This is a genomic window from Pseudorhodobacter ferrugineus DSM 5888, assembly GCF_000420745.1.
GTDB classification, from domain to species: domain Bacteria; phylum Pseudomonadota; class Alphaproteobacteria; order Rhodobacterales; family Rhodobacteraceae; genus Pseudorhodobacter; species Pseudorhodobacter ferrugineus.
In genome coordinates this window covers 61,929-88,892 of record NZ_ATVN01000005.1, presented here as the reverse complement: position 1 = coordinate 88,892, position 26,964 = coordinate 61,929, and the positions used below count along the sequence as shown (strand labels likewise).

At 59.0% G+C, this 26,964-nt stretch carries 24 protein-coding genes; 14 read left to right on the top strand and 10 right to left on the bottom strand.

What is annotated here, in order from left to right; translation table 11 throughout:
- Nucleotides 1-11: 11 nt before the first annotated feature.
- From G560_RS0106240 to G560_RS0106230, 3 genes are read right to left on the bottom strand one after another with little or no spacing between them, the layout of a single operon-like run.
- Entirely contained in the window at nucleotides 12-530 is a 519-nt protein-coding gene (locus G560_RS0106240) for a gamma carbonic anhydrase family protein (RefSeq protein WP_022703455.1), read from the bottom strand.
- Nucleotides 527-1,174 (bottom strand): guanylate kinase, encoded by a 648-nt coding sequence (gene gmk, locus G560_RS0106235; RefSeq protein ID WP_028913796.1) that lies wholly within the window; start codon nucleotides 1,172-1,174, stop codon nucleotides 527-529. Before gmk ends, G560_RS0106240 begins: the two co-directional genes overlap by 4 nt.
- Before the next feature lie 2 nt (nucleotides 1,175-1,176).
- The gene (locus G560_RS0106230; protein WP_022703453.1) at nucleotides 1,177-2,070 is read right to left on the bottom strand and encodes a YicC/YloC family endoribonuclease; all 894 of its coding nucleotides are present in this window, start codon (nucleotides 2,068-2,070) and stop codon (nucleotides 1,177-1,179) included.
- Nucleotides 2,071-2,353: 283 nt separating this feature from the next.
- Between G560_RS0106230 and G560_RS18710 the strand changes: the two genes are divergently transcribed.
- On the top strand, nucleotides 2,354-3,040 hold the full coding sequence (locus tag G560_RS18710) for a PAS domain-containing protein (RefSeq protein ID WP_022703452.1): 687 nt from the start codon (nucleotides 2,354-2,356) through the stop codon (nucleotides 3,038-3,040).
- A 104-nt stretch (nucleotides 3,041-3,144) separates the two neighbouring features.
- Here the strand turns inward: G560_RS18710 and G560_RS0106220 are convergent, their stop codons facing one another.
- Nucleotides 3,145-4,515, bottom strand: a complete 1,371-nt coding sequence (locus G560_RS0106220; RefSeq protein ID WP_022703451.1) for a class II 3-deoxy-7-phosphoheptulonate synthase — start codon at nucleotides 4,513-4,515, stop codon at nucleotides 3,145-3,147.
- Between the two features lie 143 nt (nucleotides 4,516-4,658).
- Here G560_RS0106220 and G560_RS0106215 point away from each other — a divergent pair, with 143 nt between their 5' ends.
- Nucleotides 4,659-5,684: a GlxA family transcriptional regulator gene (locus G560_RS0106215; RefSeq protein WP_022703450.1), complete on the top strand. Its 1,026-nt coding sequence runs from the start codon at nucleotides 4,659-4,661 to the stop codon at nucleotides 5,682-5,684.
- On the opposite strand, the gene G560_RS0106210 is transcribed toward G560_RS0106215, so the two are convergent.
- Nucleotides 5,681-6,811 (bottom strand): PQQ-dependent sugar dehydrogenase, encoded by a 1,131-nt coding sequence (locus tag G560_RS0106210; RefSeq protein ID WP_022703449.1) that lies wholly within the window; start codon nucleotides 6,809-6,811, stop codon nucleotides 5,681-5,683. The two genes, G560_RS0106215 and G560_RS0106210, sit on opposite strands and share 4 nt — an antisense overlap.
- Before the next feature lie 75 nt (nucleotides 6,812-6,886).
- Between G560_RS0106210 and G560_RS0106205 the strand changes: the two genes are divergently transcribed.
- From G560_RS0106205 to G560_RS0106175, 7 genes are all read left to right on the top strand, one after another.
- Nucleotides 6,887-8,071 carry an ABC transporter substrate-binding protein gene (locus tag G560_RS0106205; RefSeq protein ID WP_028913794.1) on the top strand — a complete coding sequence of 395 codons (1,185 nt, stop codon included), beginning with the start codon at nucleotides 6,887-6,889 and terminating at the stop codon, nucleotides 8,069-8,071.
- Nucleotides 8,072-8,167: 96 nt separating this feature from the next.
- Nucleotides 8,168-8,950, top strand: a complete 783-nt coding sequence (locus tag G560_RS0106200; protein WP_022703447.1) for an ABC transporter ATP-binding protein — start codon at nucleotides 8,168-8,170, stop codon at nucleotides 8,948-8,950.
- Between the two features lie 90 nt (nucleotides 8,951-9,040).
- Nucleotides 9,041-9,751 (top strand): ABC transporter ATP-binding protein, encoded by a 711-nt coding sequence (locus tag G560_RS0106195; RefSeq protein WP_022703446.1) that lies wholly within the window; start codon nucleotides 9,041-9,043, stop codon nucleotides 9,749-9,751.
- Nucleotides 9,752-9,755: 4 nt separating this feature from the next.
- Complete coding sequence (locus G560_RS0106190) at nucleotides 9,756-10,193, top strand: hypothetical protein (RefSeq protein ID WP_155947172.1); 438 nt, start codon at nucleotides 9,756-9,758, stop codon at nucleotides 10,191-10,193.
- Nucleotides 10,193-11,203, top strand: a complete 1,011-nt coding sequence (locus tag G560_RS0106185; RefSeq protein ID WP_022703444.1) for a branched-chain amino acid ABC transporter permease — start codon at nucleotides 10,193-10,195, stop codon at nucleotides 11,201-11,203. The genes G560_RS0106190 and G560_RS0106185 overlap by 1 nt, the downstream gene beginning before the upstream one ends.
- Complete coding sequence (locus tag G560_RS0106180; RefSeq protein WP_022703443.1) at nucleotides 11,200-12,501, top strand: branched-chain amino acid ABC transporter permease; 1,302 nt, start codon at nucleotides 11,200-11,202, stop codon at nucleotides 12,499-12,501. The genes G560_RS0106185 and G560_RS0106180 overlap by 4 nt, the downstream gene beginning before the upstream one ends.
- Nucleotides 12,502-12,683: 182 nt before the next feature.
- Nucleotides 12,684-15,107, top strand: coding sequence for a GcvT family protein (locus G560_RS0106175; RefSeq protein ID WP_022703442.1), 2,424 nt, complete (start codon nucleotides 12,684-12,686; stop codon nucleotides 15,105-15,107).
- Between the two features lie 135 nt (nucleotides 15,108-15,242).
- On the opposite strand, the gene G560_RS0106170 is transcribed toward G560_RS0106175, so the two are convergent.
- The 3 genes from G560_RS0106170 to purQ all read right to left on the bottom strand — a co-directional run bounded on the left by G560_RS0106170 (nucleotide 15,243) and on the right by purQ (nucleotide 19,078).
- The gene (locus G560_RS0106170; protein WP_022703441.1) at nucleotides 15,243-16,571 is read right to left on the bottom strand and encodes a sigma-54-dependent transcriptional regulator; all 1,329 of its coding nucleotides are present in this window, start codon (nucleotides 16,569-16,571) and stop codon (nucleotides 15,243-15,245) included.
- A 3-nt stretch (nucleotides 16,572-16,574) separates the two neighbouring features.
- A complete protein-coding gene (locus tag G560_RS0106165; RefSeq protein WP_022703440.1) occupies nucleotides 16,575-18,278 on the bottom strand; it encodes a sensor histidine kinase in 1,704 nt (567 codons plus the stop codon).
- Between the two features lie 131 nt (nucleotides 18,279-18,409).
- A complete protein-coding gene (gene purQ, locus G560_RS0106160) occupies nucleotides 18,410-19,078 on the bottom strand; it encodes a phosphoribosylformylglycinamidine synthase subunit PurQ (RefSeq protein ID WP_022703439.1) in 669 nt (222 codons plus the stop codon).
- Between the two features lie 321 nt (nucleotides 19,079-19,399).
- On the opposite strand from purQ, the gene G560_RS0106155 reads away from it, so the two are divergent.
- Complete coding sequence (locus G560_RS0106155; protein ID WP_081647615.1) at nucleotides 19,400-19,759, top strand: ArsR/SmtB family transcription factor; 360 nt, start codon at nucleotides 19,400-19,402, stop codon at nucleotides 19,757-19,759.
- 349 nt (nucleotides 19,760-20,108) lie between these two features.
- Complete coding sequence (locus G560_RS0106150) at nucleotides 20,109-21,248, top strand: aromatic ring-hydroxylating oxygenase subunit alpha (protein ID WP_022703437.1); 1,140 nt, start codon at nucleotides 20,109-20,111, stop codon at nucleotides 21,246-21,248.
- On the opposite strand, the gene G560_RS0106145 is transcribed toward G560_RS0106150, so the two are convergent.
- On the bottom strand, nucleotides 21,249-21,917 hold the full coding sequence (locus G560_RS0106145; RefSeq protein ID WP_022703436.1) for an HAD-IA family hydrolase: 669 nt from the start codon (nucleotides 21,915-21,917) through the stop codon (nucleotides 21,249-21,251).
- A gap of 102 nt (nucleotides 21,918-22,019) precedes the next feature.
- Here G560_RS0106145 and glmU point away from each other — a divergent pair, with 102 nt between their 5' ends.
- The 3 genes from glmU to G560_RS0106130 are packed head-to-tail and all read left to right on the top strand — an operon-like array spanning nucleotide 22,020 to nucleotide 25,866.
- Nucleotides 22,020-23,375 carry a bifunctional UDP-N-acetylglucosamine diphosphorylase/glucosamine-1-phosphate N-acetyltransferase GlmU gene (gene glmU / locus G560_RS0106140; RefSeq protein ID WP_022703435.1) on the top strand — a complete coding sequence of 452 codons (1,356 nt, stop codon included), beginning with the start codon at nucleotides 22,020-22,022 and terminating at the stop codon, nucleotides 23,373-23,375.
- Entirely contained in the window at nucleotides 23,375-25,189 is a 1,815-nt protein-coding gene (glmS, locus tag G560_RS0106135; protein ID WP_022703434.1) for a glutamine--fructose-6-phosphate transaminase (isomerizing), read from the top strand. Before glmU ends, glmS begins: the two co-directional genes overlap by 1 nt.
- Entirely contained in the window at nucleotides 25,186-25,866 is a 681-nt protein-coding gene (locus G560_RS0106130; protein WP_022703433.1) for a DNA alkylation repair protein, read from the top strand. Before glmS ends, G560_RS0106130 begins: the two co-directional genes overlap by 4 nt.
- Before the next feature lie 60 nt (nucleotides 25,867-25,926).
- Here G560_RS0106130 and moaA read toward each other — a convergent pair whose 3' ends face one another.
- On the bottom strand, nucleotides 25,927-26,931 hold the full coding sequence (moaA, locus tag G560_RS0106125; protein WP_022703432.1) for a GTP 3',8-cyclase MoaA: 1,005 nt from the start codon (nucleotides 26,929-26,931) through the stop codon (nucleotides 25,927-25,929).
- Nucleotides 26,932-26,964 lie beyond the last annotated feature (33 nt).

Sequence of the window (26,964 nt, the reverse complement as noted above, 5' to 3'; positions counted from 1 at the left end):
CGCGGCGAAACTTAAAGCGGTTTCAGCCCGTCCCTAAATCGCCGCATATTGGCGCGATAGCCCGCCGCCGAGGCCAAAAGCCTGATCTGCGCATCGGCGTCAAGCACGCGGATCACCCGCCCCGGCGCGCCCATCACCAAGCTGCCATCGGGGATAACCTTGCCTTCGGTGATCAACGCCCCAGCCCCGATCAAACACCCCCGGCCCACTTGCGCACCGTTCATCACCATAGCGCCCATGCCCACCAACGAGCCGTCCCCAATGGTGCAACCATGCAACAAGGCCTTGTGCCCGATGGTGCAATTGGCCCCGATGGTCAGCGGAAAGCCCATGTCGGTGTGCAGCACGCAGTTTTCTTGGATATTACTGTCGCGGCCGACACGAATTTCTTCGTTATCGCCGCGCAAACTGGCACCGAACCAAACGCTGGCGCCTTCCTCCAACACGATTTTCCCGATCAGATTGGCATCCGCGGCAACCCATGTGTCGGGGTGCAGTTGCGGCACAATTCCGTCCAACGCATAGATCATCTTGCCTCAAACTCCTCATTCAGCCCGCGCACAAATCCCGAAAGGGCTGGCTGGCGGTCCCGCCGCAGGCGCTCGGCCTCTAGGATGGTGCGCAGGTCGGTAAAGGTGCGGTCAAGTTCGCGGTTCACCAAAACGTAATCATATTCCGCCCAATGGCTGATTTCCGATTGCGACTTTGCCATGCGGCCCGCGATCACGTCGTCGCTGTCTTGCGCGCGGCCCCGCAGGCGGCTTTCCAGCTCGGCGATCGACGGGGGCAGCACGAAAATCGACACGACATCGCGGCCCAAAGACGAGTTGCGGATTTGTTGCCCGCCTTGCCAGTCGATATCAAACAGCGTGTCGCGGCCCTCGGCCATCGCGGCCTCAACCGGGGCTTTGGGCGAGCCGTAGAAATTGGTGAACACCTCGGCATGTTCCAGCATTTCGCCGGCGTCAATCATCGCTTTGAACTGATCCTTGCTGCGAAAATAATATTCGCGCCCGTCCAGCTCGCCTTCGCGCGGGGCACGGGTGGTGGCGGATACGGAAAACCGCAAGGTAGGGTCCCAGCCCATTAGCATTTTGGCCAAGGTCGACTTCCCCGCGCCGGACGGCGACGACAAAATAAGCAATAGCCCGCGGCGGTTGGTCGGTTTGGTCATCGTCATTCCACGTTTTGAACCTGTTCGCGCATCTGATCTATCACGGTTTTCAGGTCAAGCCCAACCCGTGTGAGCGCGATGGATTGCGCCTTGGAACACAGGGTATTCGCCTCGCGCATAAATTCCTGCATCAGGAAATCAAGCTTGCGGCCAACGGGGTCGGTTGCCCCCATCAAGGCGCGTGCCGCCCCGATATGGGCGCGCAGGCGGTCCAGCTCTTCGGTTACATCGGCTTTGACGACCAGCAAGGCCAGTTCCTGTTCAATCCGTTTTTCATCCAAAGTATCAGCGGCTTGCAGCAGTTTTCGTACATTATCCCGCAAGGTTTCTGCCACCACGTCACGCCGCAAAGCCGCCTCTTTCGCGGCTTCGGCGACCAAGCCGTCGATTTGGGTCAACTGGTCCAGAACAACCACACGCAGTGCCGCCCCTTCTACGGTTCGCATTGCCACAAGGTCTGCCACCAGCTGTGGAAATTCGGCAGTCAGGGCCGCCAGCAGACCGCCTGTGTCCTCGTCATCACTGCCCTGTTCCATCACGCCGCGCAGGCACAAAATATCGGCCTGACTGGCCTGCGCAAGAGTTACGCCCGTCGACATCGCCTCGGCCTCAACCTCGGCCAGCATCCCAAGTGCCGCCCGCAATGCAGCGTGGTTCAGGCGCAATGCGCTGTCACCTCCCGCCTCTCGACTGACTTTCAGCGTCAAAGACACATTCCCACGGCTTAGGGACTTGCCCAAAACCCCGCGCAGCGGTATTTCGAGCCCGCCAACCCAGTCGGGTACGCGCAAGCGAAGATCAAGACCCTTGCCATTGACCGACCGCAGGTCCCAAACCCATGTATAGGCCCCTTGCGCGCCGCGCGCGGTCGCAAATCCAGTCATTGAATGGGTCATAAGGCAAGCTCCTTTATCAGGCTTCGATGCGTCGCAGGTGGCTTGGTCAGACGGTTTGGGCGGGACGGCGCGCAAGCCCTATTTACCATTTAAACAATATCTTTACCAATTGCAGCGTGTTTCGTGTAAATTAACAGTTGAGTAATACATGTTGCACCGGCGTTAACCACATCGATAGGCAAGTCGGTTTCGAGCAGCTAGGTCGTGGTATCTGCGGGTCTTGCAATTGGTTGGCATTTCTACAGCTGGACCGAGAGGTCATGGCGGTTGGGGTAAAGTAAGTATGACTGAACGTGATGAAACAGTTTCATCGGGCCTTGGTGCCGATCGCAGGGTTGACCCTCTTGCGCAGGTGCGCGCCTATTGGGAAGGTCTGCGCGACGAAGGTGGCATTCCGCTGCGCGCACAGATTAATCCGCGCGGCCTCGAAGCCGCCTTGTCCAGTACGTTTTTGATCGAACGTGTCGCCCCAGGGATCGCCCGTTTTCGGATCGCAGGCATGGATATCGCCGATGTCATGGGGATGGAGGTGCGGGGCCTGCCGATTTCGGCGATGTTCACCCCAACCGCACGGCCTGCGTTGGCCAAATCGCTGGAACAGGTTTTCGCGGAACCCGCAACTTTGGCCTTGGACCTTATTGCCTTGGCGGGGTTGGGCCGCCCCGCAATGACGGCACGCCTTATTGTGCTTCCTTTGCTGGATGATGCGGGCCAAAGCACCCTTGCCTTGGGGTGCATCGCGCTGACGGGCGATATCGGGCGCAGCCCACGGCGGTTTGATATTGGCCGCGCCAGTGTCACCGCGCTTGTGCGGACCGACAGGTCGCGTGATACCCCTGCACAACGCTCCGAGTTTCCACCGCAGATCGTTGCGGGGGTGGCGCAACATGCCTTTGCCGAACCCCCCAAGCCGTTCGATGCACCAAGCCGTGAAACCGCCGCCAAATCCTATCTGCGCGTGGTGAAATAGCCAAGGCGGGGCCGTCTTCCCCCCTGCTTTTCTGGGGAACGGGGCAATAAAAAACGGGCGCCAGTCAGGCGCCCGTTTTCATATCTTCACCCGTTGAACGTGACTTACAGTGCCACGCGGCGCTCAGCGTTGCGGGTTTTGGACAGCTCTTCTGCCACCAAAAACGCCAGTTCCAGCGATTGGCTGGCATTCAAGCGCGGGTCGCAAGCGGTGTGGTAACGGTCGGACAGGTTTTCATCCGTCACATCGCGCAAACCGCCGGTGCATTCGGTGACATCCTTGCCGGTCATTTCAAAATGCACACCGCCAGGAACCGTGCCCTCGGCTTGGTGAATGCCAAAAAATTCACGCACCTCGCGCAGCACCGAATCAAAGGGACGGGTCTTGTAACCGCTTGCGGCTTTGATCGTGTTCCCGTGCATCGGATCGCAAGACCAAAGGACCTTGGCGCCTTCTTCCTCAACCGCTTTGATCAGACGCGGCAGGTTATCGCCCACTTTGCCCGCCCCGAACCGCGCGATCAGGGTCAAACGCCCTGCCTCGTTTTCGGGGTTCAGCTTGGCCATCAGCACCTTAAGGTCGTCTGCCGTGGTCGATGGCCCGCATTTCAACCCGATCGGGTTCAACACGCCGCGCGCAAATTCCACATGTGCGCCGTCGGGCTGGCGGGTACGGTCGCCGATCCAGATCATATGGCCCGACCCTGCAACGGGCTGGCCCGAAATGCTGTCCACGCGGCACAGCGCCTCTTCGTATTCCAACAACAGCGATTCGTGGCTGGTGTAGAAATCAACCTGCGACAACTGGTGCGCGGTGGAACTGTCCACGCCCGCAGCCGCCATAAAGTCGAGCGCATCGGAAATGCGGTTCGACAGCTCGCGGTAGCGTTCGGCCTTGTCATGTTCGGCAAAGCCCAAGGTCCAGCTGTGAACGCGGTGAATATCGGCAAAACCACCGGTCGAGAACGCGCGCAGCAGGTTCAGGCTGGCCGCCGCTTGGGTATAAGCTTGCAACATCCGTGCGGGATCGGGGATGCGGCTGGCCTGTGTTGCTTCAAACCCGTTGATGATGTCACCGCGGTAGCTGGCAAATTCCTCGCCATTGATGACTTCGGTCGGTGCCGAGCGTGGCTTGGCAAATTGCCCCGCCATCCGGCCAACCTTGATCACCGGCACTTTCGCGCCGTACGTCAGCACGACCGCCATTTGCAACATCACGCGGAAGGTGTCGCGGATATTATCGGCCGAAAATTCGGCAAAACTTTCCGCGCAATCGCCGCCTTGCAGCAAGAACGCTTTGCCCTCGGACGCCAGCCCCAACTGTTTTTTCAGCCGCCGCGCCTCACCTGCAAACACAAGCGGTGGATATTTGCCAAGCTGGGCCTCAACCGCGTTCAAGGCATCCGCATCCAAATAGTCGGGCATCTGCACCCGAGGTTTGTTGCGCCAGTCCGTCTTTTTCCAAGCCTGCGTCATCGGTCTTCTCCGAAAGGTTAGCGGTATCGGCACGGTGTATAGGCACTGTACCGCGAAAAGCAAAGGCCGAAAGGCGCAAGCCCCCCTTGCCCGCGCCGCAAATTCCTGTTTCGGTAGACACTCTTGTTGATTGAAAGAGAATAATGTCCCTCCCGCCCAAAAAAGCCACCAATGTGACCAAGGACTTTGAGCCGAAACGCTTTGTGTTCCTGCTGTTGGACAAGTTTACGATGCTGTCATTCGCCAGCGCGATCGAACCGTTGCGCATTGCCAATCGGGTGATCGGCGCGCCGGTGTATCAATGGGTCTTGGCGGGCGAAGGTGACGGCGTTGTCACCTGTTCCAATGGGGCGGCCTTTACGTTGGATATAGGCCTGTCCGAAATTGACCGCGAAGATACGGTTTTGGTGTGCGGCGGGATTGATGTGCAAAAGGCCACGACCAAGGGTATTTTGAACTGGCTGCGGCGCGAGGCGCGGCGCGGGGTGGCGATTGGGGGCCTGTGTACGGGGGCCTATGCGCTGGCCAAGGCGGGGTTGCTGGACGGGAAAAAGGCGACGATCCATTGGGAAAACCAAGACGGATTTATCGAGGAGTTTGAGCAGGTCAGGCTGACCCGTTCGATTTTCGTCATTGATGGCAACCGGATGAGCACGGCCGGCGGCACCGCATCGCTGGACATGATGCTGAAAATCATCTCGGCCGATCATGGCGATAGCGTGGCCAACACGGTGGCCGACCAGTTGATTTATTCCACCATTCGCACTGATCAGGACACCCAGCGTCTGTCCATCCCGACCCGCATCGGGGTGCGGCATCCGAAATTGTCACAAGTCATCCAGATGATGGAAAACGCGATTGAGGAACCGATCAGCCCCGCCGATCTGGCCGATGATGTGGGCATGTCGACACGGCAATTGGAGCGGCTGTTCCGTCGGTATCTGAACCGCTCGCCCAAGCGCTACTATATGGAGTTGCGTCTGTCCAAGGCGCGCAACCTGTTGATGCAAACCGATATGTCGGTGATCAACGTGGCGCTGGCTTGTGGTTTCGCGTCACCGTCGCATTTTTCCAAATGCTACCGCGCGCATTATTCCACGACGCCTTACCGCGAACGCGGCACCCAAGGCGGCGCACCGGGTGGCGGGCCGCTGCGGCTGTCGATTTAAGGCGCGATCCGATAAATCGCCCCGTCATACACCGATAAAAACCAGATCGACCCATCCGGCGCTTGCCGAATATCACGCACGCGGGTGGTTTCATCCGATGTGACCCGCGCCTCGGCAAAGCCATTCGCAGGGTCCAGCCGCGCGATCAGGTCGGAATTCAGGCTGCCGGTGAACACCTGCCCCCGCCAATCGGGAAACAGCGCGCCGTCATAAACCATCAACCCCGACGGCGCGATGGACGGGTCCCAGTAAAACAAGGGCTGCTCCATCCCGTCTTTGGCCGTACCTTCGCCGATTTTCAGGCCCGAATAGTCGCGCCCATAGGTGATGATCGGCCACCCGTAATTGCGCCCCGCGACAGGCGCGTTCACCTCATCCCCGCCGCGCGCGCCGTGTTCTGCCGTCATCAAACGCCCCTCACGGTCCAGCGCCGCCCCTTGAATGTTGCGGTGACCATAGCTGTAAAGGCCAGGAAACACGTCTTTTCCCGCAAACTCGGGCGCGGTCAGCGGCGCCCCATCGGCGAAAAAGTGCAGGACCTTACCTTCCGGCCCGTCCAGGGCTTGGGCCAAATCACCATCGCCCCGATCACCTGTGGTCAAAAACACCGTACCATCCAGCGCCTCGACCAGCCGCGCGCCGAAATGGCGGCCCCCTGCGCGGCCCACGGGTTCCATCACCGCGCGAAACCCTTCCAAGGCCATGCCATCATCCGATAACCGCCCGAACCCCGCCGCCGTGCCCGCCCCGCCCGCCACTGGCGCGGCATAGGACAGCCAAATCCGGCGCGTGGCCGCAAAATCACGCGGCACCATGACATCCAGCAAACCGCCCTGCCCTGTGGCCGCCACCTGCGGCACCCCGTTCACAGGCACCATTGCGCCCCCGGCACTGGGCAGCCGCAACAAGCGCCCGTCGCGTTCTGTTACCAATGCATCGCCACCGGGCAGAAATCCAATCGCCCACGGCTCTTCGAACCCGTTGGCTATCTGCGTGACTTGCACGTTTTGCGCTACCGCCGTTTGACCTTGCGTCACCCAGATCATCGCGCCGAGGGCCAGCGCAATGCAAGGTTGCCAAAACGATAAAACTTGCAAATTCATCGGAAAACGCATGACGAAAGACATGTTTTCTCTCCTTTTCTTTTCCAAATACTACGATTAGGCTCTTGTCAGAATTTAAGTCTACTTAGGGAGATAACAATGAAAAAACTAATGATGGCAACTGCGACAATCGCGCTTATGGCCGGTTCTGCCCATGCTGAAGACGCGAAAATCGGGATCATTCTGGGCTTTACCGGCCCATTGGAATCGATCACGCCAAACATGGCAGCCTCTGCCGAACTGGCGATCAAAGAGGTTAACGATTCGGGCAAGTTCATGGATGGTGGCACCGTCACATCCGAACGCGCGGACAGCACTTGCATCGACGCGACAGCAGCCGCAGCGGCCGCTGAGCGTTTGATCACCGTGGCTGGCGTGAACGGCATCATGGGCGCGGATTGTTCGGGCGTCACCGGCTCGATCCTGCAAAACGTTGCCCGTCCAAACGGCATGGGTATGATCTCGCCGTCCGCGACCTCCCCGGGGTTATCGTCGGCAGAAGATGACGGCTTGTTCTTCCGCACCGCGCCATCCGATGCCCGTCAGGGCGAAGTGATTGCCGACATCCTGACCGAGCGTGGCGCGAAATCCATCGCGATTTCCTATACCAACAACGACTACGGCAAAGGCCTGTCCGACAGCATCGCAGCGGCTTTTGCGGCCAAGGGCGGTTCGGTCACGGTCAATACCGCGCATGAAGACGGCAAGGCAGACTATTCCGCCGAAGTGGCAACATTGGCATCTGCCGGTGGCGATATTCTGGTCGTTGCAGGCTATGTTGACCAAGGCGGCAAGGGTATTATCCAGGCCGCACTTGATACGGGCGCGTTCAGCACGTTCTTTTTGCCCGATGGCATGTATGGCGACAGCCTGATTGCTTCAATCGGTGATGGCCTGAACGGCACCTATGGCACCGTTCCCGGCACCGATTCCGAAGGTGCGGCAGCTTTTGCAGCCAATGCAACCGCAGCAGGCTTTGACCCGACCTCTTCGTTTACTGGTGAAAGCTATGACGCAGCGGCGCTGATCATGCTGGCGATGCAAGCGGCCAAGTCGACCAATGCCAAGGATTGGTCTGCCAAGGTAATGGATATTGCCAACGCACCGGGTGAAAAGATCAACGCGGGAGAGTTGGGCAAAGCACTGGAGCTGATCGCAGCAGGGACCGATATCGACTATGTCGGTGCGACGGCTGTCGAACTGGTCGGCAACGGCGAATCGGCTGGCAACTACCGCGAATACACCGTCAACGGCGGCGCATTCGTGACGGACAAGTTCCGCTAAGTCGCGTTACATCGCATTCTGAACGGCCCGAAGGAAACTTCGGGCCGTTTGGTCACTAAAAAGGACGCGAGCGAGCGCCTTGGGGAGCTATTGCAAATGATCGTCGTTGAAAATCTGCACAAACATTTCGGCGGCTTTCATGCCGTGGATGGTGCATCGCTGACCATTGAAACGGGGTCCATCACAGGGCTGATCGGGCCGAATGGCGCGGGTAAAACCACCTTGTTCAACGTGATCGCGGGGCGCCTGCCGCCGACTTCGGGGCGGGTTATGATGGATGGTCAGGATATCACCGGTCTGCCCCCGCATGAATTGTTCCACAAGGGATTGCTGCGCACCTTTCAGATTGCGCATGAATTCGGGTCGATGACCGTGCGTGAGAATTTGATGATGGTGCCCGAAAACCAATCGGGTGAAACGCTGTGGAACACTTGGTTCAAGCGCGGCAGGATCAATGCCGAAGAGGCGCGTATCCGCGACAAGGCCGATGAGGTGCTGGAATTTCTGACCATCAGCCACCTTGCCGATCAAAAGGCCAGCCAGATTTCCGGCGGGCAGAAAAAGCTGCTGGAACTGGGCCGCACCATGATGGTCGACGCCAAGATCGTGTTTTTGGACGAGGTAGGGGCCGGCGTGAACCGCACCTTGCTGAACACCATCGGCGACGCGATCATTCGCTTGAACAAGGAACGGGGCTATACGTTCTGTGTCATTGAACATGACATGGATTTCATCGCCCGCCTGTGCGACCCGGTGATATGTATGGCCGAGGGCAAGGTTTTGGCACAAGGCACAGTCGAAGAAGTCAAGAACGACGAACGGGTGATCGAGGCCTATCTGGGCACGGGCCTGAAGAACAAGGTGAAAGCGCATGCGTAAATGCCGGACCGTTGTTTCATGTGGCCAGCCGCCGATGGATATTTGTAAACAGAAAAAGGGAGGGGGCCGATTTGCGCCCTTGAGTGCGTGATGGCCGAACCGTTTTTGATTGGCGAGAATATGACCGGCGGCTATGGCGCGGCCGATATTTTACATGGTTGCACAATTGCCGTGGAAAAGGGCCAGATCGCTGTGATTGTTGGCCCGAACGGGGCAGGCAAATCGACCGCGATGAAGGCGGTGTTTGGCATGTTGAACCTGCGGGGCGGTCATGTGAAACTGCAAGGCGAGGATATCACCGCGCTGAGCCCGCAAGATCGTGTGGCCAAGGGTATGGCCTTTGTGCCGCAGACGTCGAACATTTTCACCAGCATGACCGTGCAGGAAAACCTTGAAATGGGGGCGTTTTTGCGCCGCGATGATATTGCAGGGACAATGGCGCAGGTCTATGACCTGTTTCCGATTTTGAAGGACAAGCGCCATCAAGCGGCGGGCGAATTGTCGGGTGGCCAACGCCAGCAAGTCGCCGTGGGCCGTGCGTTGATGACCAAGCCAAAGGTGTTGATGCTGGACGAACCCACCGCAGGCGTCAGCCCGATTGTGATGGACGAGCTGTTTGACCGGATTATCGAAGTGGCGCGCGCCGGGATTTCCATTTTGATGGTGGAACAGAACGCCCGCCAAGCGCTTGAAATTGCAGATAAAGGCTATGTCTTGGTCCAAGGGGCAAACCGTTTCACCGACACGGGCCAAGCCTTGATGCAAGACCCCGAGGTTCGCCGCAGTTTCTTGGGGGGTTAAGGGGATGGATACCAATCATTTCGTGCTTATGGCCGCCGCTTTTATCATTCTGGCAACCGTGATGGTGTCGTTCAGCCAATGGCGCTATATCCCGACGCCGCAGGCCGTGGCGCATTTTGCCTGCCGGTTTAACGGGTTTTGCCGCGGAACCGATTGCGCCACAGCCGTGCCGCCAAATGTGTTTGTCGTGCCGCAGCGCGGTGACGCCCCGGCCTATCTGACCGATGATCTGACGCTTGGCAGCCAGATCCGGCTGGATACCGTTGCCGCCCGCGAATGGGTGGGGCGGCGTGGAGAGCAGGGGATGGTCCGCCTGCGCATTGCCGACAGCGGGGCGATGACATGGGTTGAAACCGCAGGGTTCACCGCTGACAGCGCGGTAAACGCAACCGCCACCGGCCAATGCCGCGACCTGACCACAACAATACCGGAGCAAGGCTGATGGATATTCTTAACGCGATCGTCGCTTTTGTGAATTTTGTGGTCATTCCAGCCACCGCTTACGGCGCACAACTCGCGCTTGGGGCCTTGGGGGCCACGCTGGTCTATGGCATCCTGCGGTTTTCCAACTTTGCCCAAGGCGATACGATGGCCTTTGGCACGATGGCCACCATCCTGTTCACATGGTGGCTGCAAAGCATGGGCGTGCATTTTGGCCCCTTGCCCACAGCGCTTTTGGCCCTGCCCTTTGGCATTGCGGTTACGGCGGGGCTGTTGCTGCTGACCGACCGCTTTGTGTACCGTTTTTACCGCAAGCAGCGCGCCGCCCCGACCATTCTGGTGATTGTGTCGCTGGGAGTGATGTTCGTGATGAACGGCATCACCCGTCTGATCATCGGGGTCGAGGAACAAAACTTTGCCGATGGCGCGCGTTTCCTTGTCACGGCGGGCGATTTCAAGCGCTGGACCGGTCTTGATGAAGGTTTGGCGATCAAATCGAGCCAAGCGATCACCGTTGTCACCGCCGTAATCGTGGTGGCATGGTTGTTCTGGTTTTTGCAGAAAACCCGAACGGGCAAATCCATGCGCGCCTTTTCGGATAACGAGGATCTGGCGCTGCTGTCGGGCATCAACCCCAACCGCGTGGTCAATGTGACGTGGATTATCGTGGCGGTTCTGGCAACCATTGCCGGGGTTTTGTACGGGTTGGACAAATCGTTCAAACCCTTCACCTATTTCCAATTGCTGTTGCCGATATTTGCGGCGGCCGTGGTGGGCGGGCTTGGCAACCCGCTGGGGGCAATTGCGGGCGGGTTTGTCGTGGCCTATTCCGAAGTGTTTGTGACCTATGCGTGGAAAAAGGTACTGGGCTATCTGGTGCCCGCCGATATGGCGCCTGACAATTTGATCCAACTGCTGTCGACCGATTACAAGCTGGCAGTCAGTTTCATCATTCTGATCATCGTCTTGCTGTTTATGCCAACGGGTCTGTTTAAGGGAAAATCGTCATGAACACGCGCAACCTTATTCTGTTTGGCCTCGTCGGAGTTCTTTACCTTGGCACCGGCGTTTTCCTGAGCTGGAACCTTGCATTGAACATCCTGAACCTTGGGTTGCTGTCGGCGATCATGGCTTTGGGCGTGAATATGCAATGGGGCTATGCGGGTCTGTTCAACACCGGGATCATGGGCTTTGCCGCGCTTGGGGGTTTGGCCGTCGTGTTGGTATCCGCCCCGCCCGAGCCGCAGGGCTGGGCCCAAGGCGGTTGGGGCATCATGGCGGGCCTTGCCTTTGGTTTGGCTGTCATTGCGTTTTCCACTTGGATTTACCGCAATCTTGGCAAAGGCACTTTGCGCAATGCCGTGCTGCTAGTGGTGCTGGTTGGCGGGTTCTTTGCCTACCGCGCCATTCTTGACCCGTCTGTTGATGCGGTTGAGGCCTTCAACCCCGCCATCGCAGGCAATATTGGCGGGCTTGGCCTGCCATCGCTGCTGGCGTGGCCGCTGGGCGGTGTGCTGGCGGCGCTGGCCGCTTGGGCCATTGGTAAAATCGCGCTTGGGCTGCGCTCGGACTATCTGGCGATTGCCACGCTGGGCATTGCCGAGATTGTCATTATCGTTATGAAAAACGAAGATTGGCTGGCGCGCGGTGTGAAAAACATGATCGGCCTGCCCCGCCCTTGGCCTGTGCCCTATGAGGTGGATTTGCAGCAAAGTGCGGCCTTTCTGGACTGGGCCGCGAACTATGGGTTTGACCCGATGACCGCCTCGTCCATCCTTGTCAAAGTGCTTTATGCGCTACTTTTTGCAATGGTTTTGTTCGTTGTGGTCTGGATGTCCGAGCTGGCGTTGAACAGCCCGTGGGGCCGGATGATGCGGTCTATTCGTGACAATGAGGTTGCGGCGGCTGCGATGGGCAAGGACGTGACCCGCCGCCATTTGCAAGTGTTTGTGATCGGATCGGCTGTTGTCGGCTTTGCAGGGGCCATGATGACCACGATGGACGGGCAGTTGACGCCTGGCACCTATAACCCCTTGCGGTTTACCTTTCTGATCTGGGTGATGGTGATTGTCGGCGGATCAGGCAACAACTGGGGCGCGGTGTTGGGCGGGTTGCTGATTGGCTGGCTATGGCTGATTGTTGAGACCCTTGGTCCAGGTGTGATGTCGGTTGTGACCTATGGCATGTCCGAGGGTGCGCTAAAGACCCATCTGGTCGATTCTGCGCAGCATATGCGGTTGCTGACGCTTGGCGTGATCTTGCTTTTGGTGCTGCGGTTCAGCCCGCGCGGGTTGATCCCCGAGAAGTGATCTTGCGGTAGGGACAAAGGGGGGCTGTCTGCCCCCCGCGCCTTTCGGGGCGCCCCCCCGAGGATATTTTTGTCGAAAAGAAAGCGGGAGGACGTGCGGGATGCGACATTAATTGTCGTGTCTGTACTTGCGCTTTGCCCTAACGCCGCGCCACTCTGGGCAAAATTGCGCAGGAGGTTGCCATGAAAAGCCATGCACGGGTTGTTGTTATCGGGGGCGGCGTTGTTGGCTGTTCGGTTCTGTATCACCTGACCAAGCTGGGCTGGTCGGATGTGATGCTGATCGAGCGGTCAGAACTGACGTCGGGGTCCACATGGCACGCGGCGGGCGGGTTTCATACGCTGAACGGCGACACCAATATGGCGGCTTTGCAGGGCTATACCATCCGGCTTTATAAAGAGCTGGAGGAAATTACCGGCATGTCTTGCGGGTTGCACCATGTGGGTGGGATCACCTTGGCCGACAACGTCGCGCGGTTTGAGCAGTTGAAAGCCGAGCGCGCCAAGCACCGCTATATGGGCCTTGATACCGAGATTTTGGGGCCAGAGGAGATTGCCAAGCTGACCGACGGGATGGTCAATCTGGAAGGGATTATCGGCGCGTTGTATGACCCGCTTGACGGGCACTTGGACCCGTCGGGCACCACCCATGCCTATGCCAAGGCGGCCCGTATGGGCGGGGCCGAAATTGTGTTGCACAATCGGGTTCTGGAAACCAACCAGACCAAGGATGGCTGGGAAGTGGTGACCGAGAAAGGCACCGTGACCTGCGAACACTTGGTCAACGCAGCGGGCCTCTGGGCGCGCGAAGTGGGCGCTATGGCGGGGGTTTACCTGCCGCTTTTGCCAATGGCGCATCAGTATCTGGTCACCGATGACATCCCCGAAATCATGGATATCCTGAAATCGGGCCGCGAATTTCCGCATGTCATGGACCCAGGCGGTGAAAGCTATTTGCGCCAAGAAGGCCGTGGCCTGTGCATCGGCTTTTATGAAAAACCGTGCGAGCCGTGGTCGGTCGATGGCACGCCGTGGGGCTTTGGCCATGAGCTGCTGAACGAATCCTTTGACAAGATCGAAGACAGCGTCAATTTCGCCTATCGCCGCTTTCCGGTGTTGGAACGGTCAGGCGTCAAGCGCGTGATCCACGGGCCGTTCACCTTTGCCCCCGATGGCAACCCGCTGATCGGCCCTGTGCCTGGCCTGCGCAATTATTGGTCGGCTTGTGCGGTGATGGCAGGCTTTAGCCAAGGCGGCGGCATGGGCCTGGCCCTTGCGCAATGGATGATTGAGGGCGAGGTTGAACGCGACCCCCGCGGCTTTGACGTGGCGCGTTTCGGCAATTGGACAACGCCGGGCTATACGGTGCCCAAGGTGATTGAAAACTACCAGATGCGCTTTTCAGTCGGCTACCCGAACGAAGAGCGCCCCGCCGCCCGCCCCTTCCGCACCACGCCGATGTATGACGTGTTTGATGGCATGGGGGCCGTTTGGGGGCAGCAATACGGGCTAGAGGTCGTAAACTATTTCGCCCTGCCCGGCGAGCCGCGCCATGAGGAACCCAGCTTCAAACGCTCAAACGCATGGGAGGCAACGCGACAGGAAGTGATGGCAGTGCGAGACGCCGTAGGCATCAACGAGGTGCAAAACTTTGGCAAATACCGCGTGACAGGCCCGCGGGCGCGCGCATGGTTGGACCGGATCATGGCGGGGTTGATCCCGAAACCGGGGCGGTTGAGCCTGACACCTATGTTGGCCGAGAGCGGCAAGATCATTGGTGATTTCACCGTGTCCTGCCTGTCGGAAACCGAATTCCAACTGACAGCCAGCTATGGCGCACAAGGTTGGCACAGCCGCTGGTTTGAGCAACACGCCGAGGACGGTGTGACCGTTGAGAATATCTCGGATCAACGCTCGGGCTTTCAAATTGCGGGTCCCAACGCGCGCGACCTGCTGTCGCGCGTGACCCGCGCGGATGTGTCGGCGGCGGCGTTCAAGTTTATGGATGTCAAGGAAATCACCGTTGGCATGGCAAAATGCATCGTGCAGCGCGTCAGCTATACGGCCGACTTGGGGTATGAGATTTACTGCGATCACATGTCGATGCGCCACCTGTGGACCGTTCTGAACGACGCAGGCGCCGATCTTGGCCTGCGCCCCTTCGGGATGCGCGCGATGATGAGCCTGCGGTTGGACAAATTCTTCGGCTCTTGGGGCCGCGAGTTCAGCCCGGATTATACGCCCTGTGAAACCGGCCTCGACCGCTTTATCCGCTGGAACAAACCTGCGGATTGGATCGGCAAGGCCCCTGCCATGGCCGAAAAAGCAGCGGGCGCGAACCGCAGCCTGGTGGCCTTTATCGTCGATGCCAAAGACGCCGATGTTGTAGCGTGGGAGCCTGTGTGGATTGACGGCACCGTACAGGGCTATTGCACCAGCGGCGGATATTCACATTGCACGGGGCAATCGGTAGCGCTGGCGCTGATCCCGACGGCACAGGTCAAAGAGGGACTGGCTGTCGAGATCGAGATTTTGGGCGAACGCCGCCCTGCCCGCTTGGTGACAACACCGCTGTTTGACGCAGATGGCGCGCGCATGCGGGGGTAGCGCTTGGGCGGAACGGTGGCGGGGGGCGCTGCCCCCCCTGGCCTTGCGGCCATTCACCCCCGGGATATTTTTGCCGAAAAGAAAGGGGGACCGCCCTTGCATTTCATCTTTGCTTAAACACTCACCTTTCCTGCCTTAGGTGTAATCCGAACGGCTGAGCGAATATTTCGCCATCTTTTCGTTCAACGTCCGACGCGGCAGGCATAGCTCGTCCATCACCGCGACGATGGATCCTTTGTGCCGCCGCATCGTGTTGTCGATCAACATCCGTTCAAACGCTTCGACATAGTCTTTCAGCGGCTTGCCTTCGGTGGTCAGCGCGGGGCCTGCGGCCTCGTTATCGGCCATTAACAAAGATGCGATGGACCCCGAACCACGGCGGTTTTGCAGCACCGCGCGTTCGGCGATATTGACCAATTGGCGCACATTGCCGGGCCAAGGGGCTTGCAACAGTTGGGCGGCTTCTTGGGCGGCGACTTGTGGCGCGTCGCAGCCGTATTCCTCGGCGAATTGTTCGGACAGGCGGGTGAACAAGGTCAGGATATCTTCGCCGCGCGCGCGCAAGGGCGGGCACAGGATGGTCAGCGCACCTAGGCGGTAGAACAGATCCGGGCGCAGGATATCCTCTAGCGTTTTATCGGGCGCGTGTTCGTTCACGATGGCAATAATACGCGTCTCGGGCGGGCTGCCTTGGTCATTGATCGTGGTCAGCAGGCGCGATTGCAGCGAATGGCTTAGGGATTCGATATCCTCAAGGCACAAGGTGCCGCCCCGTGCGTCTTCGATCAGCGGTATAGCACCGTCTTCGATCGGGCCAAAGAGCCGCATCGACAGCTGGTCTTCGGACCATGCCGCGCAGGAAATCGTCACAAACTTTTTGGATGCGCGCGGGCCCACCGCGTGGAGCGCATGTGCAACAAGCGTTTTGCCAGTGCCGGTTTCGCCGTCGATCAGCACATGCCCGTCGGCTTGGCCAAGATCAAGGATGTCCTCACGCAGGCGTTCCATTTCGGCAGAGCTGCCGATCAGCTTTTTCATCAAAACCGTGCCATCCGACAATTCGCGGCGCAGCGCGCGGCTGTCCAGTGTCAGGCGGCGGCTTTGCGTGGCTTTTTTGGTCAGCTCGGTCATCCGGTCGGGATTGAACGGCTTTTCCAGAAAATCATAGGCGCCGACCCGCATCGCCTCAACCGCCATGGGCACATCGCCGTGGCCGGTGATCATGATCACGGGCAGGCCGTTATCAAGGCTCATCAGGCGTTTCAAAAACGCCATGCCGTCCATGCCCGGCATCTTGATATCGGACACCACAACGCCCGGATAATCCGCGCCAATGGTTTTCAGCGCCTCTTCGGCAGATGCAAAGGTTTCGGTTTCAAACCCCGACAGGGCCAGCCATTGGCTGATCGATTGCCGCATGTCGGCTTCATCATCGACAATCGCGACTTTCATTGCACGCGCCATAGGTTACTCCGCTGCTGCCAATTCTGTGCCCAATATGGGAAGTTGTACTTCGAATACAGCCCCCCCGTCCTCACCATTGCGTGCGATCAGGCGTCCGCCCAGATCGGTCACAATGCCCGACGATATTGCAAGGCCAAGCCCCACACCCTCGCCCGGTTTCTTTGTCGTGTAAAACGGCTCGAACATAGAGTCGAGGTTATCAATCCCGTGGCCGTTATCGCGCACCGTCAGATGGACCGAATGATCGACCACAATCGCAAGGTCGATGCGCGGGTCTTTGGTATCCTTGGTGGCATCCAGCGCATTGCGCAGCAAGTTGATAATCACCTGCTCCAACCGCAAACGGTCGGCCATAATCATCACCGGCGTGCGTGGCAGGTTGCGCGTGATCTGCACCACGCGGGTTTTCAGCTGCGGCTCCATCATCGACAAAGCACTCGACAGGCAGGCGCGCACATCCACAGGCTCGAACGCCTCGCCCCCCTTGCGGGCATAGGATTTCAGCTGCCGCGTGATCGCCCCCATCCGCTCAATCAGATCGTCGATGCGTTGAAACGACGACAGCGCCTCATCCGGCCTATGGCGCTGCAACAACAGCCGCGCGCCGGCCAAATAGGTTTTCATTGCGGCCAAAGGCTGGTTCAACTCATGGCTCACCGCCGCCGACATTTCGCCCAAAGCCGCCAGTTTCGACGATTGCGCCAGCGTAAGTTCCGCCACGGCGAGGTCTTTTTGCACCTTCTCGCGCTGCGCAATCTCTCGTTTCAACCGCGCGTTCAGCAAGCGCAATTCGGCACTTTCGCGCTGGAAACTGGCACTTTGTGACCACGCCCTGCGCGACAGCACATAAAATGTCAGGGCCAGCAACATGGCAAAACCCATAATCTCTAGCGCCAGAACCCCGTTCACCCGCTCGCGCACGGAATCGTAGGCGGTATAGGTCAAAATCCGCCAGCCGCGAAACGGCACCCGCGCTTCGGTTTTCATCACGGCAGACCCGCGCAAATAGGCATCAGGGCGGGTCTGCGTCCAATCCGTCGTCGCCCGCAGCGCGCGTTCAATCGCCGATGGCGCATCTTGCACGGCCAGCGCCTCGGGTATCGACAACCCCCGCCAGCGCGGTTCGGTCGCCAAAATAATCTTGCCCTCGCTATCGGTCACCAAAACCGCATCGGTCAGTCCGGCCCAGGCCCGCTCATATTTCATCAAATCCACGGCCACGACGATCACGCCGACCATACGATTGTCGGCCAGAACCGCCCGCGAATAGGTAAAATCATTGCCGCCCGTTTCGCGTAGCTGCGCTGTAAACACCGTGTCCTTGGTGCGCTGCGCATCCACAAAATAGGCCGAACTGCGGTGGTTTGACCCCAGCAGATTTCGGTTTGTCGCCCCCACCGCGCGCCCGTCCTTGTCCAACAGCAAAATCGACGCCGCGCCAATTTCGCCTTGGAACGAAATCAGCCGCGCCGATGTGCTGGAGAACTGCGACTCGTTCAAGGCGCGGATCAATTCGGGGTCACGCGCCAGCAGCAAGGGCACAACCGAGTTACGCTGCAACTCCGAAATCAGGTTGCCCGCATAAAGCGCAAGCCGCACTTCGGATCGGTTGCGCGTGGCCTCGCTGAACCGCTCGGTCAACCAGCTGTTGGTCACAAACACCACCGCCACCGCCGTGGCAAACAGGGCTGCTATCAGCCCACGCATGGTCCAAGACAACCGGCTTGACTGTACCGGTGCGGGCTGTGCAGCCACAGCGCGGCCTTTTGGGGATGAAGTGTCTTCGTTCATAGCGGCCAGTTTACGGCCTGCCCGCTGCATTCTCAAGCGGCCCTGCGTCAGGCAAGCGCCAAAGCACCCGCCACTGCGCGGAAAAGCACCGATCCATCGGTGCCACCGTGCGAAACCTCGCTTGCGCGCTCGGGGTGGGGCATCATTCCCAACACACGGCGGTTCTCAGACAAAATGCCTGCGATGCTGTTCATCGACCCGTTCGGGTTGTCGCTATAGGTAAACGCAATCCGGTCCTCGTCGCGCAACCGCTGCAAGGTTTCCGCATCGGCCGTATAGTTGCCATCGTGATGCGCCACAGGAATGCGCACGCGCTGGCCCGCCGTATAGCCCGATGTATAGGCGCTATTGGTCGTGGCCACCTGCAATTCCACCGATTTGCAGATGAATTTCAGCCCCGCATTGCGCATCAACGCACCGGGCAGCAACCCCATTTCGGTGAGCACCTGAAAGCCGTTGCAAATTCCCAGCACATAGCCGCCCTTGGCCGCATGGGCGCGCACCGCCGCCCCAATCGGGCTTTGCGCAGCAATCGCGCCGCAACGCAGATAATCGCCAAAGGAAAACCCGCCAGGAACCGCCACAATATCAAGGCCGGCGGGCAAATCGGTGTCTTTGTGCCAAACGCGGTGCACCTCGGCGCCCGCCTGTTCAAAGGCTACGGCAAGATCACGGTCACAGTTGGACCCGGGAAAGGTAAGGACTGCGGCTTTCATCAGACGACCCCTAATTGAACATGGCCCTATTTGAACATGGCGCTATGGAAACATGGCCCACTCCTAGACCAAACCGCCGCGCGGTGCCAGCCCTGCCAACCGCTTGCCCAGCGGTTTTTGGTGATTTTTAAGCTCCTACATTCGGGGCCAAAGCACCCGCCCCGTGCGGGCCACGCCCACCGCTTTGCCAAAAAGCCACGCAAAGGCGGTTTTCGGGCCCAATCTTGCAAAAATACCCGCAAAAACTTGAATGTGTCGGTTCGTGCCGCTATGTCGTCCTACAGTTCTTATTCGGGCCTTATTCGGGGAAACCTTGCACGCATGTCGTATGATCCTAAGGCGTTTGACCTGACCACAGACGCAATACCCGCAATCCCCTGCGACAGCGTCCCCCCCGAAGAATTGGTCCGCCAAGCCGAAAACGCGTCGAACTTCCTCAAGGCGTTGTCGCATGAAGGGCGGTTGATGATTTTGTGTCACCTGACCTCGGGCGAAAAATCGGTGACGGAACTCGAAAGCCTCCTTGGCTCTCGGCAAGCCGCCGTCAGCCAGCAATTGGCGCGCTTGCGGCTGGAAGGTTTGGTCAGTTGCCGCCGTGACGGCAAGGCGATCTATTACGCCCTGTCCGATGCCCGCGCGACACGGATGATGACCCTGATCCACGATATGTTCTGCGCGTAACGCCCGCGCGCTAGGTGGGGTTTACCCCACCATCCCCCATACCGCCGCCGTAGGTCGGGGTTCACCCCGACTCCGCCCCACGTAGGCTGCGCTTCAGCGCACCATCCGACATATTTCGCGCAATAGTCCACCAGCCCGCGCCCCCGTCCGCGTTAAAATTCGGTTAACAGAAATAACAAATATAAAACAAATCAACATCTTATCAAAATGTCCGCGCGCGTACATCCCGCGCACAAAAGCCGTTTCAATCCCCGGTTTTCGATTTTCCAAACCCTCACCCCCCGAAATTCCGTGACAGTCGGCCCCGAACAATGCTTCACTAAATCAACCCTGACTTCATGAGGCAAACATGACCACCCATGACCCCAAACTTTCGCCAGTTCAGGAACTCCGAGCCAATGTTTCGCAGCCCTTTGGGCAGGCCCGCGCCATGCCGAAATCGGTCTATACCTCGCCCGAATTTGCCGCGCTGGAACAGGACCATATCTTTGCCAAAGACTGGCTTTGCGCCGGCCGCGCCGATGGTTTGAAAGCCCCCGGCGACTACCTGACGATGGATATTTCGGGCGAACCCGTGATCGTTTTGCGCGACCGAGACGGCACCCTGCGGGCCATGTCAAACGTCTGCCGGCACCGCATGTCGATCCTATTGGAAGGGCGCGGCAACACCCGTTCCATCACCTGCCCCTACCATGCCTGGACCTATAATCTGGATGGTTCCTTACGCGGTGCCCCCGCCATGATGCATAATGACGGGTTTTGCAAAGATCAGGTCAACCTGCCCCAAATCCGTTGCATCGATTGGCTGGGCTGGATCATGGTCACCCTGAACCCCGATGCCCCTGATCCGCATGATCGCCTGAAAGGCGTGCAAGATCTGGTCGGCTATCTGGATATGGCCACCTATGTGGAAACGTTCCGAGAAGAGCATCACTGGGACACCAATTGGAAGGTGCTGGCCGAAAATTTCATGGAAAGCTATCACCTGCCGGTTTGCCACGCAGGCACCATCGGCGGCTCGGTTGATCTGGCCCAAATGACCTGCCCCGAAGGCGAGGCAGGGTTCAACTATCACTGGATCATGAAGAACGACACGGTCAAACTCTCGCTCGCCCACCCGTCCAATACCACCCTTCAGGGCGATCAGCGGCGGATCACCTGGCTGCTTGCGATTTACCCGTCCTTGATGATCACCCTGACGCCCGGATATTTCTGGTATCTGTGCCTGACACCCGATGGCCCCGGCCGCGTGAAAATCCTGTATGGCGGGGGGTTGCACCCCGATTGGGCCAGCGACCCTGACGCCCAGACCCATTTAACGACAGTCAAAGCCCTGCTGGACCATGTAAATGACGAAGATCGCGGCTGCACCGAAAAAGTCTATCGCGGGCTGTGCGCGCAATTGTCAGGGCCGGGCCACCTGTCGCATCTGGAACGCCCGAATTTCGAATTTGCCACCTATATTGCCAGCATGATGCCAAAGACCTGATCAGGCGGGCAAAAACCTGTCAACCAAGGCGGGCAAATCATCATAATGGTGCAGCAAAGCGTCAGGCGTCAGCCGTTCCACGCCCTGCCCCTCGGGGCCGAACCCCACAAGGATGATAGGCACCCCCGCCGCCCGCGCGGTATCGCGGTCGGTGATAGTGTCACCTATCAGCAAAGACCGCGCAGGGTCGCCCCCCGCACGGCGCACGGTTTCAAAAAAATGGGCAGGGTCGGGCTTGCGCACGGGCAAGGTATCGGCCCCCAGCAGCGCCCCGAACAAGTTGGAAATGCCCAAGTGATCGCACAGCATCACGGCCAATCGTTCGGGTTTATTAGTGCAAATGGCTGTCGCATACCCCGCCGCGCGTAAGACCTGAACCGCCTGAACTGCACCGGGATAAAGCGCGCTGTGGACGGCAATCGCCTGCTCATAGGCCTCAAGCAGCACCGGATATTGCGCGTCGATGTTCGCCTCGGTCCACGTCATTCCCAGCCGTGAATATCCAAGCCGCAACATCGCGCGCCCGCCGCCAAAGGCCACCAAAGCATCGGCCACGGGGTCCAAGGGCCGCCCCTGCCCCATCAGCCCAAAACACACATTCGCCGCTGCAATCAAATCGGCGCTGGTGTCGGCCAAGGTTCCATCCAGATCGAAAACAACAGTGCGCATCCCGCCCCCATATGTCAGCGCTGAAACAGCGCGTTACGTCCCCGACCTTGCGACTCGGATACACCCGTGTAAAAGGGTTCTGACGTTGAAGGAAAGGGTTTCATGTCGGTTTCATTGATTGTTCTGGCGGCTGGTAAAGGCACGCGGATGAATTCGGATCTGCCAAAGGTGCTGCATCGCTTGGGGGCTGCCCCCTTGTTGCACCACGCGTTGCAGGCAGGACAAACCCTTGACCCAGACCAGATTGTGGTCATTGCAGGCCACGGTGCGGCGGCGGTGGAAAAGGCCGCGCGCGCCTTTGACAACTCGGTTGAGGTGGTGCTGCAAGCCGAACAGCTTGGCACAGGCCATGCGGTCGCACAGGCCGCCTCTTTGCTGGCGGGCGCTACGGGCGATGCAATTGTTCTATATGGCGACACGCCCTTTGTGCGGTCAGAAACCCTGCAAGCGATGCTGGATGCCCGCGTGCACAACGCCGTCGTTGTTCTGGGGTTTGAGGCCGCCGATCCGGGCCGTTATGGCCGCTTGATCACCTCGGGCGATACGCTGGAACGGATTGTCGAGTTCAAGGATGCGAGTGATGCAGAACGTGCTGTTACCCTTTGTAATTCTGGTGTTATTTGTGCTGATATATCGGTCCTGTTTGACCTTGTGTCACGGGTTGGCAATGCCAATGCCTCGGGCGAATATTACCTGACCGACATTATTGAAATCGCGCGCGCGCAGGGCCTGTCAGCGGGCGTCGTGCGCTGTGACGAGGATGAGACGCTGGGCATCAACACCCGCGCCGAGTTGAGCATGGCCGAAGCCGCGTTTCAGGCGCGGATGCGGGCCGAGGCGATGGAAAATGGGGTCACCTTAACCGATCCAGCCACCACCTATTTCGCGCTGGATACGGTGATTGGCCGCGATACGACCATCGGCCCGAATGTCGTCTTTGGCCCGCGCGTCACCATCGAATCCGATGCCGAGATCAAGGCCTTTTGTCATCTGGAAGGCTGCCATATCAGCCGTGGCGCCAGCGTTGGCCCCTTTGCCCGCCTGCGCCCCGGTGCTGAACTGGCCGAAGATGTGCATGTCGGCAATTTCGTGGAAATCAAGAATGCTGTGCTGGATGAAGGGGTCAAGGTCGGCCACCTGACCTATTTGGGCGACGCCCATGTGGGCGAGCATACCAATATCGGCGCGGGCACCATTACCTGCAATTATGATGGCGTGAACAAGCATCATACCGAAATCGGGCCGCGCGTGTTCATCGGGTCCAATACCATGCTGGTGGCCCCCGTGCGGGTGGGGCGCGATGCAATGACGGGCTCTGGGTCGGTGATCACAGCGGATGTGCCTGCCGAGGCCGTGGCGATTGGCAGGGCGCGGCAGGTCAACAAGCCGGGGTTGGCGGTGAAATTGTTCGATATGTACAAATCGGTGCGCGAAAAGCGCCAGAAAGAGGCCCAATAATGTGCGGTATTGTAGGGGTCCTTGGAAAGCACGAAGTCGCCCCGTTGTTGGTTGAGGCATTGAAACGGCTGGAATATCGCGGCTATGACTCTGCGGGGATTGCAACGGTTCACAAAGGCAAACTTGGCCGCCGCCGTGCTGTTGGCAAGCTGGTCAACCTGTCGGATTTGCTCGTTCATGACGCGCTGGCGGGCAAGGCTGGCATCGGTCACACCCGTTGGGCCACGCATGGGGCGGCAACGGTTGCCAACGCCCACCCGCATCAATCGGGCGCAGTGGCCGTGGTCCATAACGGCATTATCGAGAATTTCCGCGAGCTGCGTGAGGACTTGCTGGCAAAAGGCTATGCCTTTGAATCCGAAACAGATACCGAAACCGTGGCGATCCTGACCCGCGCCCATCTTGATGCAGGCATGACCCCGGTTGAGGCCGCGCGCGAAACCCTGTCGCGGCTGCACGGGGCCTTTGCGCTGTGTTTCCTGTTCGACGGCGAGGATGATTTGATGATCGCCGCGCGCAAAGGGTCGCCCTTGGCTATCGGGCATGGCGAGGGTGAAATGTTTGTGGGATCAGACGCCATCGCACTGGCGCCGATGACCGACACGGTGACCTATCTGGAAGAAGGCGACTGGGCGGTTATAACCCGTGCGGGTGCCGAGATTTTTGATGACGCCAACCGCCGTGCCAACCGCGCTGCGACCAAAATTGTGCTGGAACATACCCGCATTGAAAAAGGCGGCTACAAGCATTTCATGGCCAAGGAAATTGCGGAACAGCCTGTGGTTCTGGCCGATGCGATCAAGCACAATCTGATGGATGGAAAGCTGAATCTGCCTGCCGAGGTGGATTTCACCAATGTTGACCGCCTGACGCTGGTGGCTTGCGGCACCGCCTATTACGCCTGCGTTGTGGCGAAATACTGGTTTGAACAGGTGGCGGGTATTCCGGTCGAGGTGGATGTCGCGTCCGAATTCCGCTACCGCGAGCCGCCGATGTCGCCGGCCTCTTGGGCGATGTTTGTCAGCCAGTCGGGCGAGACGGCCGATACCCTCGCCGCGTTGCGCTATTGCCGCGACAAGGTTGCCAAGATTGTCGCGGTGGTCAATGTGCCAACGTCATCAATTGCGCGCGAATCCGATATCGCCCTGCCGATCCGCGCAGGGGTAGAGATAGGGGTTGCCTCGACCAAGGCCTTTACCTGCCAGCTTGCCACCTTGGCGCTGATGGCCTTGAAAGCAGCGCAAGATAAGGGGCGGCTTACGCCCGAACAGATGGCCCAACACATCGCCGATTTGAACAGCCTGCCGGGGCTGATCAACCAAGCGATCCAGATCGCGCCCGACGTGGCCAAGATCGCCGAAGACTTGGCCGAAGCGCAGGATATCTTGTTTCTGGGCCGTGGCCCTTTGTTCCCGCTGGCGATGGAAGGCGCACTAAAACTGAAAGAAATCAGTTACATCCACGCCGAAGGCTATGCCAGCGGAGAGCTGAAGCACGGGCCAATCGCGCTGATCGATGCCCATGTTCCCGTGATTGTCATGGCCCCGCGTGACGCATTATTCGACAAAACCGTGTCGAATATGCAAGAGGTGATGGCCCGCCACGGCAAGGTCTTGTTGATTTCCGATGCGCAAGGCGTGGCCGAGGCGGGGATGGGCTGCTGGCGCACGCTGGTCATGCCGTCGGTGCCTGATTTCCTTGCACCCATCCTTTACGCCGTGCCCGCACAACTGCTGGCCTATCACACCGCAATTGCAAAGGGCACCGATGTGGACCAACCGCGCAACCTCGCCAAATCGGTGACAGTTGAATGACCTTTGATGACGCCATTGCCGCCCTAAAGGCCCAGTCCGTTGCGGGCAAAGCCGCCGAGATGGCCGAGTATCACAAGGTTGATCGCCCTTATCTTGGCACGGCCAACCCCGCAATTGACGCGCTGTGCAAGGAATGGCGCGAGGACCTGACGCTAGAGGGGCGCTTGGCGCTGTGCGCCGACCTTTGGGCCAGTAACATCCATGAGGCGAGAATCGCGGCCGCAAAACTGCTGACCCAAGCGCGCATCCGCCCCGATGATACGCCTGCGTGGGATATGATCTGCGAATGGGTGCTCGATTTTGACGCTTGGGCCATTGCCGATGCCGTCTGTATCGCAGCGCAAAAACGTCTCATCGCCGACCCGTCGCGCCTTGATACGGTTGAAGGCTGGACGAAATCTGATCTGATGTGGCAACGCCGCGCCGCGTTGGTCGCCACCCTGCCCTTTGCCCGCCTGAACAACCTGAAACCGCATGAGGATGCGGCCCGCGAACGCATCCTGATCTGGGCCGCCAGCTATTTGGGCGACAAGGATTGGTTTATCCAAAAATCCGTGGCGTGGTGGCTGCGCGACCTGTCCAAACATGATCCGGCACGCACGGAGGCGTTTTTGGCCGAGTTTGGCGATTTGATGAAAACATGGGCGCGCAAAGAGGCTGGTCAATATCTGGGTTAAACCCGCGGTCCTATTTCATCTTTGCCTAAATACTCAATAAACCGCTGGCAAAACAGCGCGTTACCCGCCCGTATGGCTCATATGGCGGGTCATCTGCCCATCGGTGCGCTGGCGCGAATAATCAAAATCATGCCCCTTGGGTTTGCGCAAAATGGCTGCACGAATGGCGCTTTCCAACACCGCGTTATCCGCGCTGGCCCGTAGCGGCGCGCGCAGGTCGGCCATGTCTTCTTGGCCCAAACACATGTACAATTCACCCGTACAGGTCAGCCGCACACGGTTGCAGCTTTCGCAAAAATTATGGGTCAAAGGCGTGATGAAGCCCAGCTTTTGCCCTGTTTCTTCCAGCCGCACATAGCGCGCAGGCCCGCCCGTGCGCTCGGTCAATTCCGTCACAGTAAACCGCTCCGACAGCCGTGCGCGCAGGTCTTTCAAGCTCCAATACTGGTCCAGCCGATCCTCATTCCCAAGGTCGCCCATTGGCATAACCTCGATAAAGGTCAAATCATGGTCCTCGGCCGCGCACCAATCGGTCAGGGTGAACAGCTCATCCTCGTTAAACCCTTTCAGCGCCACGACGTTGATCTTGACCCGCAAGCCCGCCTCTTTGGCCGCTGCAATCCCGTCCAACACCTGCGCAAGCCGCCCCCAGCGGGTGATTTTCGCGAATTTCGCATCATCCAGCGTGTCCAGCGACACATTGATCCGCCGAACCCCACAGGCCGCCAGATCGGCCGCATATTTGCGCAACTGGCTGCCGTTCGTGGTCAGCGTCAATTCGCGCAAGCCACCGCTTTGCAAATGCCGCGCCATACCTTCGAAAAACGTCATGATCCCCTTGCGAACAAGGGGTTCTCCCCCCGTGATCCGCAGCTTTTCCACACCCATCCCGATAAAAGTTGAACACATGCGGTCCAATTCTTCCAACGTCAACAACTCGGCTTTGGGCAGAAAACTCATGTTTTCCGACATGCAATAGACGCAGCGAAAATCGCAGCGGTCCGTAACCGAGACTCGCAGGTAATTGATGGCACGGGCGAATGGGTCAATCAAAGGTGTATTCATTCCCAAAGCGTACGGTGCGCGGCGCGGGCTTGC